This window comes from Thermoflexus sp. (assembly GCF_025055495.1).
In the GTDB taxonomy this organism is placed as follows: domain Bacteria; phylum Chloroflexota; class Anaerolineae; order Thermoflexales; family Thermoflexaceae; genus Thermoflexus.
Genome location: NZ_JANWXB010000392.1, coordinates 1 through 9,640 on the forward strand (window position 1 = coordinate 1; position 9,640 = coordinate 9,640).

General features: G+C 64.9%; 10 protein-coding genes. 6 read left to right on the top strand and 4 right to left on the bottom strand.

Going from position 1 to position 9,640, the window contains the following annotated elements; all coding sequences use genetic code 11:
• The 4 genes from NZM16_RS12705 to NZM16_RS12720 form a co-directional block, all read right to left on the bottom strand.
• Window positions 1–268, bottom strand: a 268-nt coding sequence (locus NZM16_RS12705; protein WP_295480709.1) for a hypothetical protein, incomplete at its 3' end; no start/stop codon positions are given.
• Between the two features lie 25 nt (window positions 269–293).
• Window positions 294–833 (bottom strand): sigma-70 family RNA polymerase sigma factor, encoded by a 540-nt coding sequence (locus NZM16_RS12710; protein WP_295480711.1) that lies wholly within the window; start codon window positions 831–833, stop codon window positions 294–296.
• 118 nt (window positions 834–951) lie between these two features.
• Window positions 952–1,704: a hypothetical protein gene (locus tag NZM16_RS12715; protein WP_295480713.1), complete on the bottom strand. Its 753-nt coding sequence runs from the start codon at window positions 1,702–1,704 to the stop codon at window positions 952–954.
• Between the two features lie 82 nt (window positions 1,705–1,786).
• The gene (locus NZM16_RS12720; protein ID WP_295480715.1) at window positions 1,787–2,410 is read right to left on the bottom strand and encodes a hypothetical protein; all 624 of its coding nucleotides are present in this window, start codon (window positions 2,408–2,410) and stop codon (window positions 1,787–1,789) included.
• 227 nt (window positions 2,411–2,637) lie between these two features.
• Here NZM16_RS12720 and NZM16_RS12725 point away from each other — a divergent pair, with 227 nt between their 5' ends.
• The 6 genes from NZM16_RS12725 to NZM16_RS12750 all read left to right on the top strand — a co-directional run bounded on the left by NZM16_RS12725 (window position 2,638) and on the right by NZM16_RS12750 (window position 9,466).
• A complete protein-coding gene (locus NZM16_RS12725) occupies window positions 2,638–3,396 on the top strand; it encodes a bifunctional 2-polyprenyl-6-hydroxyphenol methylase/3-demethylubiquinol 3-O-methyltransferase UbiG (protein WP_295452634.1) in 759 nt (252 codons plus the stop codon).
• A gap of 321 nt (window positions 3,397–3,717) precedes the next feature.
• A complete protein-coding gene (locus tag NZM16_RS12730; RefSeq protein WP_295452637.1) occupies window positions 3,718–4,821 on the top strand; it encodes an aminopeptidase in 1,104 nt (367 codons plus the stop codon).
• Between the two features lie 214 nt (window positions 4,822–5,035).
• Window positions 5,036–5,647 carry a DUF3109 family protein gene (locus NZM16_RS12735; protein WP_295452639.1) on the top strand — a complete coding sequence of 204 codons (612 nt, stop codon included), beginning with the start codon at window positions 5,036–5,038 and terminating at the stop codon, window positions 5,645–5,647.
• The gene (gene queA, locus NZM16_RS12740; RefSeq protein WP_367185217.1) at window positions 5,637–6,695 is read left to right on the top strand and encodes a tRNA preQ1(34) S-adenosylmethionine ribosyltransferase-isomerase QueA; all 1,059 of its coding nucleotides are present in this window, start codon (window positions 5,637–5,639) and stop codon (window positions 6,693–6,695) included. Before NZM16_RS12735 ends, queA begins: the two co-directional genes overlap by 11 nt.
• Window positions 6,696–6,805: 110 nt before the next feature.
• Window positions 6,806–7,492 (top strand): DNA/RNA nuclease SfsA, encoded by a 687-nt coding sequence (sfsA, locus tag NZM16_RS12745; protein WP_295452643.1) that lies wholly within the window; start codon window positions 6,806–6,808, stop codon window positions 7,490–7,492.
• Between the two features lie 240 nt (window positions 7,493–7,732).
• Complete coding sequence (locus NZM16_RS12750) at window positions 7,733–9,466, top strand: NAD(P)H-hydrate dehydratase (protein ID WP_295480719.1); 1,734 nt, start codon at window positions 7,733–7,735, stop codon at window positions 9,464–9,466.
• The last annotated feature ends 174 nt before the right edge of the window (window positions 9,467–9,640 follow it).

A 9,640-nucleotide genomic window follows, 5' to 3' on the forward strand; every position in this document is an offset into this window, starting at 1 on the left:
GATGGGTGGAGAGAAAGGCCTCCCAGAGGGGGCGGGCGTAGGCCATTCCAACGAGGGCCATGACCAGCGCCAGGCCCGCTGCCAGCCAGCCCCACCCCGGCGGGCGCCTCCACCGCCAGGCCGGACGGGGAGCCGGGGCGAACAGCCGGGCATGCAGCGCTGGCCAGAGATCCCGATCGGGGGGAACCCGGGACCGGGCGATCTGATCCAGTCCCTCTCGCAGCCACGTTTCTTCTGCATTACGGGGGAAACCCAACCGTTCTTCCATGGTTCGCCTCCGCCTCCATCAGGGGTTATGCGCGATCGCTCAGCCAGCGTCGCAGGCGTTGTCGGGCCTCGTGGAGGTGGCGCTTGAGGGTGCCGACCGCACAGCCCAGGGCACGGGCGATCTCCTCCTCGCTCAGCCCCTCGTAGTAACGCAGGACGATGATCGCCCGCTGGATCGGCGAAAGCCGCTCCAGCGCCTGGGCGAGCCGCTGGATCGTTTCCTGGGAATCCAGGTGATGGGAAGGATCGGAATCCGGATCCCCTCCGGCCTCCTCCACCGGGCCGGATTCCGCCGGAATCTCCCGGCCTTCCCGACGGGCGAGGCGGAGGGCCTCATGCACCACCAGCTGGCGAAACCACGGCCAGAAGGCGGAATCCGGGCGAAAGGTTTTCCGATACGTCCAGGCCCGGATAAAGGCGGCCTGAACGGCGTCCTCCGCCTGCATGGGATCGGGCAGGATCAGGGCGGCGACCCGCAGGGCCCGTTGCTGATACTGCCGCACCAGCACCGCCATCCCCTCCGGATCACCTCTCCGCCATCGCGCGATCGCTTCCTGTTCCTCCATCGAAGCCTACAACCCAGCGAGTGAAGGGTCAGCCCCGGAGCTGGGCACGGGATCTAAGAGGATCTCCAGATCGCCTACCGGAGCTCAGAGGGGATGAAACGCTCCAGATGATGGCCTGCTACGGCTGGGCGTAGAGGGAAGACACCCGATCGTTCCAGCCGAACGCCCGCAGGTCCGGGGCCGTCCAGCCCGCGGGGATCGGGAAGTAGTTCCCCTGGAAGTGGATATGCTCCCACAGGATTAACTGGCGAATGCCTGCGGGGGCCTGAGCGGAGGAAATGCAATCGTTCCAGCTCCCCGCACAGGGCCTCGGGATCTGGCGAAGGTCACCGATCTGGCTTCCGAACGAAACATTCAATGCCCATCCCTGACAAAGGATGTGTTCCCAATTCCGGCTCCAGTAGAAATCCGGCAGAGGGCAAAGCTGCTGAGGCGCCATCCCACCTGAGCCGTCGGCAGGGGGCGAAGGCGCCGCATCCGCATCCTCCAGCGGCTCCACCCAGACCTGGGTTCCCTCCACCCGCACGCGGAGGGGTGGAGAAAGCAGGGATGGAACGATCACAGGCGGAAGACCCCATTCTTTCTGCAGGAAATCATCACAAGCTTCTTTGGTGGAAAAAGCGACGAAGGTGCCATCCCGCGCGAAGGTAAAGCATAGATAGATCCCCCGGCGGTTCAAGTCCGCCCAGAGGCGGTTGAACACTTCGGGCTCATAGCGCACGCCGTCCAGGACCACGGGGACCTGGACGCCTCCCGAGGACGAGGCCTCCGGAGTGTCCGGAGTGGGGGCCGCGCCCAGCAACAGCAGCGCGCCTAACAGGCCCAGACCGTAAAACGTCCATCGACCGATCCCCAAAAGTTCCCGGCGCATTGTCCACCTCCCGCGCCCAAGTTTTTTCCATCGTTCCAGCTTCCCGCACAGGGCCCCGGGATCTGGCGAAGGTCACCGATCTTTACCAGGACACAAAACCACTATATGTGGCGGTATACGGCCCCACGTTCCAGATCGTCGGGTAATACCAGCCTGCCTGGTTCACTGTTAGCTGACAGGTTCCCGCCCCTCCGGCAACCTGGCATCCGTAGAAGATCCTTGAGGCCTGACTGGTTAACCCGATCCGGAAGACACTGGCAGTGGGAACCCAAGTGCTCGAAAGGGTGACCGTATCGCCCGCGTTATACCAATAGGGGCCGTAGAGATGGGCCGCGTTCGGATTCAGCGTGCTGTTCACAGGAACAGCGCCCAGGGGATGGATCTCCCCCTGGCGATATTCCAGCCGCACCTTTGAGGCCTCCATAGCCTCCTGGACCGCACGGATCTCACCGGCTGCCTGCCCCCGAACCGTGACCGCGCCCAAATCCGTCGCCCCCAGGGTGGCCTGAGTGGAGGAAGAAACCAGGGTGACCGGACTGTCCGCCGCCGTCGGATCCCCCACCTTCAGCTCTGTCCCGGAGACCGTTCGAGCCGGCTCCGCGGTTGGGATCGGCATGGAGGTTTGGGCCAGGACGACGCCGCCCAGGGCCAGGCTGCCCATCAGCGCCAGACTCCCCAAAACCAGCCATCCCTTCTTCCTCATCATCGCACACCTCCCGCTTTTTAGGTTTTTTCCACCCGATATACCTGTGAAATCGCTTCCAGGTTGGGGGAACGCCTAAAATAAAGGCGACAGCGGATGCGTCCGCCGGATCACGGCCGGGCCCCGGGCGATGGGGTGCAACAAGGGCAGCCCATGCGGGATCTCTCACTGGGTTCTAAGAGGCTTCCGGCCCCCTCATCCCTCCGATTGAAAAGGTAAAGCGTCAGGCGATGAACTATGAGGCGTTCGCCGAATTCTACGATCGCTTCTTCGGGGATTTCCTGGAGGATCTGCCCTTTTATCAGGGCTACGCGGAGCGCGTGGGGTCGCCGCTGCTGGAAGTGGGATGCGGCACCGGCCGGTTAACGGTCCCCCTGGCGGCCGCCGGTTTCCGGGTGACCGGCCTGGATGCCTCGGCCGCGATGCTGGCTCGGGCTCGGGCTCGCGCCGAACGGGCCCGCGTGTCCGAGCGCATCACCTGGGTCCAGGTGGATGCGACGCGGGAGATCCCTCCGGGGCCTTATCCGATGGCCTTCGTTCCCCTGAACACGTTTCTGCACTTCGACTCCCTGGAGGCCCAGCGGGCTGTTCTCCGGCATCTTCATCGTGTCCTGGAGCCCGGCGGACTCCTGTTGCTGGATTGCTTGAACCCGGACGCGGCGCTGCTGGAGGAGAACGGCCAGCTCTACCTGCGAAGCTGGCGGGAGGATCCAGAGGACAACGCCCTTCTGCTCTGGCTGGAGGCGCGGCGGGTCGATGCTGCCGCTCAACGTCTGGAGCTCATGGTTCTGGTGGAGGAACGCGGCGCCGATGGGGCATGGCGGCGCTGGGCCTTCCCAAGCCGTATGCGTTTCGTGTGGCCAGGAGAGCTCCGGCTGCTCCTGGAAAGCAGCGGCTTCGCCCTGGAGGAGATGTTCGGCGCCTACGATCTGACCCCCTATCGGGAGGACAGCCCCCAGATGCTGATCGTCGCCCGTCGGCTTCCATGAGCAGGCCTGGATCTCCATCTCAGAGAGGAGCATACCGGGAGATCCCCGATGTCTCCCCCCATCGGGTCTCTTGTCGTCTTCCCATCCTTGGACCGAATGAAGCGCTTCTTCGCTCGCGCTATAATTCCTTTGCGAGCGTATGCTGTGAATTCTGTTCCCAAGGCGGCGGCCCGGCCCAAAGACCCGCCGGAGAGCTCGGAAGTTGCCCATGGCGTTCATGGCATGCGTTCGCGCTCTCTGTGCTAGACATAAGGTCAGCGGGACGGGGTCGGGTCTATCGGGCCCGGCCTATCTTCAAAATCCTTTCCCTTGAGGTGCGCAATGGGCGATCCACGTCTGGAGAAGTGGGCCCGGGTGCTGGTGGACTACGCAACGGGGGTAAAGCCTGGAGATAAGGTGGCCATCCGGGGCGCCCCGGCTGCCGCTCCTCTCCTGCTCACCGTCTACCGCCAGGTGCTCGAGCGGGGCGGGCATCCGCACCTGCTGGTCTCCCTGCCCGGGGCGGCGGAGATCTTCTACCGGGTGGCGAAGGAGCCCCAACTCACGTTCGTCTCGCCGATCGACCGCCTGATCATCGAGACCTTCGATGTGCTGATCAGCGTGATGAGCGAAACCAACACCCGATCCTTGAGCAATGTGGATCCCGCCAAGCAGGCTATGTTCTCCGCCGCCCGGCGGGATCTCACCCGCACATATATGGAACGGGCTGCTCGCGGGGAATTGCGCTGGGTCCTCACCTTATACCCCACAGAAGCCTACGCCCAGGAGGCCGAGATGAGCCTCCAGGAGTTCGAGGACTTCGTATACGAGGCGGGGTGGTTAAACGACGAAGACCCGGTGGCCCGCTGGCGGGAGCAGGCGGCTTTCCAGGAGCGGTTGGTGGAATGGTTGAAAGGGCGCCGACGGATCCACATTCGCGGTCCCGACGTCGACCTGGTGCTCGGGATCGAGGGCCGGGTGTTCATCAGCGCCGACGGCCGCCACAACTTCCCGGACGGCGAGATCTTCACCGGCCCGGAGGAGGCCGTCACCGAGGGCTGGGTGCGCTTTACGTATCCGGCCCTCTACGGCGGCCGGGAGGTGGATGGGGTGGAGCTGGCCTTCGAAGGCGGGAAGGTGGTGAAAGCGACGGCGAAGAAAAACGAGGCGTTTCTCCATCGGATGCTGGAGACCGATGAGGGTGCCCGGCGGTTGGGAGAGCTGGGCATCGGCACGAACTTCGCGATCCGCCGGTTCTCCCGCAACATCCTGTTCGATGAGAAGCTGGGAGGCACCTTCCACCTCGCCCTGGGCGCTGCCTATCCGGAGACAGGGGGGACGAACGAGTCGGCGATCCACTGGGATATGATCTGTGATCTGAAGGAAGGGGAGATCGTGGTGGACGGGGAAGTCCTTTATCGCGATGGGCAGTTCCTGGTTCGATAGCCCATGAAGAGCTTGTCCGAAAAACCGATTGCTCTTTGGCGGCGAGGGGCCCAATGCTGAACCCCATCTCCTTCCTCCTCGCTGCTCTTTAGACCGGAGGGTTATTTAGACCGGCTCTGAACACCAGCCAGGACCTGAGGGGCCGGGCGGCCGATGAAGGGAGCCCGCCTGACCCCCCAAATCCAGCGGAGCTTCGTCGATCAGGAGGGGATCCATGGACATCGAGATCCGCGGGATTCGGGTGGATCCCCGTTTGCTGGAGCCCCGGCCGGTTCAACGATGTGGCCCTGCTTATTGTCGGGGCCGCTGTTGCGCCTACGGCGTGTGGGTGCGGGTAGAGCAGCGTGATGAGATCCTCCGCCACGCGGAGCAGATCAAAAAGGTGTTGCCGCCGGATCGCCATAATGAGGCCCAGTGGTTCGATGGGGAGCTGGAGTGGGACGACACGCCGCCGGCCGGCTATTGGGTGGGCACCACGGTCATCGAGAACCCGGCCCACCCGGCTGGCCAGTCCTGTATCTTTCTGCTGGATGACGGGCGTTGTAGCTTGCAGACGGCCGCTATGGAGGCCGGTCTGCACCCCTGGGCCTTGAAGCCCTTGCACTGCGCGCTCTATCCGCTCACGTTATGGGAAAACCAGCTGATCCTGGATGATGCGAACGAGCTTTACGCGGAAGCGACCTGTCAGATTCCTGCCGAGGAAGCGCGGCCCCTATTTATGGTCTTCGATCAGGAAGTGAAATGGGTGCTGGGAGAAGAAGGCTTCCAGACCCTCCTGGATCTCTATCGGGCTCGCTATGGAACCGAAGGATCTTCTGAGCCTTGAGGCCTACGATTATGAGTTGCCCCCGGATCGGATCGCCCAGTCTCCGGCGGAGCCGCGGGATGCCTCACGGTTGATGGTGGCGCATCGAGCGACGCGGCGGATTGAGCACCGGATCTTCCGGGAGATTATGGACTACCTGCGCCCGGGGGATCTGCTGGTATTTAACGACACCCGGGTGATCCCAGCCCGTTTATTTGCGGTGAAGCCGACCGGGGGGCGGGTGGAGCTGTTGCTGGTGCGCCGGACGGGTCCGGAGCGGTGGTGGGCTATGGTGCGAGGGCGTCACATCCGCCCCGGCGTGCGTCTCCAGCTGCTCTCCGGCGGCCAGCCCATCGATCTCTATGCGGAAGTGGAGGCTGAAGGGGAAGGCCCCCTCCGCCTGCTCCGCTTTTCCGCTCCTTTGGAAGGCCAACTGGAGCGGTTGGGGGTGATCCCCCTCCCCCCCTATATCCGGCGGCCGCTCCATGATCCCGAACGCTATCAGACGGTCTATGCCCGCGTCCCCGGGTCGGTGGCCGCGCCGACGGCGGGGCTGCATTTCACCCCTGAATTGCTGGCTCGCCTGCGGGATCATGGCGTCCGTTTCGCTTTCGTCACGCTTCACATCAGCCTGGACACGTTCCGCCCGATTGAGACCTCGGATGTGCGGCAACATAAGTTACACCAGGAATGGTGCACCTTATCGGCGGAAACTGCGGAGCAGATCAATCGGACGCGATTGGAGGGAGGCCGCATCCTCGCGGTGGGCACCACCGTGGTGCGGGTCCTGGAGACCGCCGCCCGTTACGGGCTCGGATGCTCGCCGGAGGCCATATGCCCGTGGCGGATCGTCGGGCCCTTCGAAGGGGAAACCGATCTTTACATCTACCCTGGCTTTGAATTCCGGGTGGTGGACGCGCTGATCACCAACTTCCACCTCCCCCGCTCCACCCTGCTGCTCCTGGTCGCCGCATTCATGGGGTATGAGTTCATGCGCGAGGCCTATCAGGTCGCCATCGCGGAAGGCTATCGCTTCTATTCGTTTGGCGATGCGATGCTGATCCTTTGATCCCCTCCCGCCATCCGGGAGCCGAGGCCGGCCTGCCTACATGAGAGGGGCGGGCTCTCCCCGCTGTCCCCCTGATGGCCCCAGAGGCCACAGGGAGGAAGGGTCCCGATATGCGCTGGCCGCCATTAACCCGTGGGGTTTTCCTGCGCCGCCTGAATCGATTTGCGGTGGAAGTGCGCCTAAGGCAACGCCGGGTGCAGGCCCATCTTCCGAATTCCGGCCGTCTGCGCGAACTCCTGGTCCCCGGGTATCCCATCTGGGTGGCCCGTCGGGACGGCCGGCGGCGGACTCGCTACGATGTCCAGCTGGTGGGCCTGCCGGATGGAACCCTGGTGTCTGCTGATGCACGGATGCCTAACGCCCTCTTCCGGGAGGCATGGGAGAAGGGCGATCTTCCGCCCTTTCGGCCCTATACAGCGCTGGAGGCGGAGACCCCCCTGGGGGAGGGGCGGGTGGATTTCCGACTGATCGGCTCCGCAGGCGTGGCATATGTGGAAGTGAAAAGCGTGACGCTGGTGGAAGACGGCGTGGGTCTCTTCCCGGACGCGCCGACCGAGCGAGGGCGGCGCCACGTGAGGGCGCTGATAGCAGCGCGCGCGGATGGCGCTCAGGCCTTCGTGCTCTTTATCGTGCAGCGGCCGGACGCTCAAGCGTTCCGCCCTCACGATGCGGCGGATCCGGATTTCGGGCGGATCCTGCGGGCCGCCGCAGCCCAGGGCGTTCAGGTCCTCGCTTACCGATGTCAGGTCTCCCTGGAAGAGATCCGCTTAGCCGATCCGATCCCTGTGATCCTGTAAGGGCTGCCCGTTGCAGTCGTGCTTCACCGCTAACCGGCAGGAGGCGCTCTCCCCGGTGAACCCTCCTCCGAGGCCCAGAGGTCTCCGAGGAGAGACGGGTTGGCGAATCGCAACGCATGATCCGTCCCAGGGGAGCAGGACCGCTTTGAGACGGCCTTTGCGCGGAAAAGGGGGCCCAGGGGCGCCCCCGGAGGTGCACCCGAAAAGGAAGACCGCCTTAGCGGCTCAGGAGCTTGAGCGATGAAAGTGCTGACCGTGGCTCAAATGCGTCAGGCGGAAGCGGCCGCCGATGCGGCCGGCCATACCTACGCCCGGATGATGGAGCGGGCTGGCCACGCCGTGGCCACCGAGATCATGCGGCGGATGTCCGTCCGGGGCCGCCGCATCCTTATCCTGGTGGGCCCGGGGAACAACGGCGGCGACGGCCTGACCGCCGCCCGCTTCCTGAAAGAAGCGGGGGCCGATGTCGCCTGTTATCTGTTAAGGCCTCGCGAGGAGACCGATCCGGTTTTCCAGGCCGCGAAGGCGGCCGGTTGCTTCATCGCCCAGGCGGAGGACGATCGAACGTGGCGGGTGCTGCGCCTGTGGGCGCGGAGCGCCACGGTGATCGTGGACGCGTTGCTGGGGACTGGGACTGTGCGCCCACTGGAGGGGGATCTGCTCCGCATGTTGCAGATCGTGCGAGCGGAGGTGAAGGATCGGCGGCCGTGGCCGACCTCGTTCTTTGCTCCAGGCTTCCCCCTGATCCCCATCGCCTGGGCTCTGCGAACGCCGCCCGAGCCCTGGCTGGTGGCGGTGGATGGACCAACCGGGATGAATTATGACACCGGTGAACTGGATCCCAACGCCTTCCATGCCGACCTCACAGTGACCTTCGCCTATCCGAAGGTTGGACATTTCCGCTTCCCGGCGGCCCATGCCGTCGGCGAGCTGGTGGTTGCCGATATCGGGATCGAGCCGAAATGGGCACCGGAAAGGGCGTTCGAGGTCATGGATGCTGCCACCGCCCAGGCCTGGTGTCCGCCGCGCCCGGCGGATGCGCACAAAAACACCTTTGGGAAGGTAGCCGTGGTGGCCGGCTCCACCAACTACCCCGGCGCTCCCTGGCTGGCCGCCCAGGCGGCGGCGCGCGTCGGTGCCGGATGGGTCACCCTCGCCGTCCCGCGGGCGATCTACCCCGTCCTGGCCGCTAAAACGACCGAGATCACTTATGTGCTGCTGCCGGATGAGCTCGGCGTCCTGATCCCGGACGCGGTGGAGGTCTTAGCGAAGGCGGTGGAGGGCTATGCCGCTCTGGTGCTGGGCCCTGGTCTGACTCAGGAGAAGGAGGCCGTGGCCTTCGTTCACACGATGTTCGGGATGGAGCGAGCCGCACGGCGAGGCCGGATCGGTTTTCACATCGAGGATGAGGAGACTGTAAAGCCGGCCGCCTCCAACTGGACCTGGCCGCCTCTGGTGGTGGATGCGGATGGCCTGAACGCCCTGGCCCAGGCGAAAGAGTGGGCGACCCGCCTGCCAGGCCCCGCGATTCTCACGCCCCATCCCGGCGAGATGGCCCGGCTCACCGGGTTGGATAAGGAAGCGATCGATCGCGACCGCCTGGAGGTCGCCGTGCAGTTTGCGCAAAACTGGGGTCACGTAGTGGTGCTGAAGGGGGCGTTCACCGTAGTCGCCGCCCCGGATGGGCGGGCGCGGGTGATGCCCTTCGCCAACCCGGCGATGGCCACGGCGGGGACCGGGGATGTGCTGGCGGGGGCGATTGCAGGGTTACGGGCCCAGGGGCTGGCGCCCTTTGAGGCCGCCACGCTGGGCGCTTATCTGCACGGCTTGGCAGGGGAACGAGCGCGTCAGGAGATCGGGGCCACTGGCGTTACGGCCGGCGATCTCATCCCACGGCTCCCGGGCGCGCTTCGCGCCCTGAGCGGGGAAGCGCCTCCAGGGCTGGAGGCGCCCGAGATCCCCAGCCGCGAATGAGCCCAAAGCGCTTGCCCGGCGAATGATGGCCCTATCGTGGTTTGAGGCGCGAGGTCGGGAACCTTCGGCTCCCGACCTCATCGCCTTGAATCCCCTTCCCCGCGTCTCTCTGGGTTGTGAGGAAGGGGATACCGGTAGTGCTTTGTCCAGTTATAAACTGGGGAGTTGAGGAAC

What these genes read in the sequence shown, in the direction of transcription:
- NZM16_RS12710 (WP_295480711.1), bottom strand. Translation starts at nt 833, where the DNA reads ATGGAGGAACAGGAAGCGATCGCGCGATGGCGGAGAGGTGATCCGGAG.
- NZM16_RS12715 (WP_295480713.1), bottom strand. Translation starts at nt 1,704, where the DNA reads ATGCGCCGGGAACTTTTGGGGATCGGTCGATGGACGTTTTACGGTCTG.
- NZM16_RS12720 (WP_295480715.1), bottom strand. Translation starts at nt 2,410, where the DNA reads ATGATGAGGAAGAAGGGATGGCTGGTTTTGGGGAGTCTGGCGCTGATG.
- NZM16_RS12725 (WP_295452634.1), top strand. Translation starts at nt 2,638, where the DNA reads ATGAACTATGAGGCGTTCGCCGAATTCTACGATCGCTTCTTCGGGGAT.
- NZM16_RS12730 (WP_295452637.1), top strand. Translation starts at nt 3,718, where the DNA reads ATGGGCGATCCACGTCTGGAGAAGTGGGCCCGGGTGCTGGTGGACTAC.
- NZM16_RS12735 (WP_295452639.1), top strand. Translation starts at nt 5,036, where the DNA reads ATGGACATCGAGATCCGCGGGATTCGGGTGGATCCCCGTTTGCTGGAG.
- sfsA (WP_295452643.1), top strand. Translation starts at nt 6,806, where the DNA reads ATGCGCTGGCCGCCATTAACCCGTGGGGTTTTCCTGCGCCGCCTGAAT.
- NZM16_RS12750 (WP_295480719.1), top strand. Translation starts at nt 7,733, where the DNA reads ATGAAAGTGCTGACCGTGGCTCAAATGCGTCAGGCGGAAGCGGCCGCC.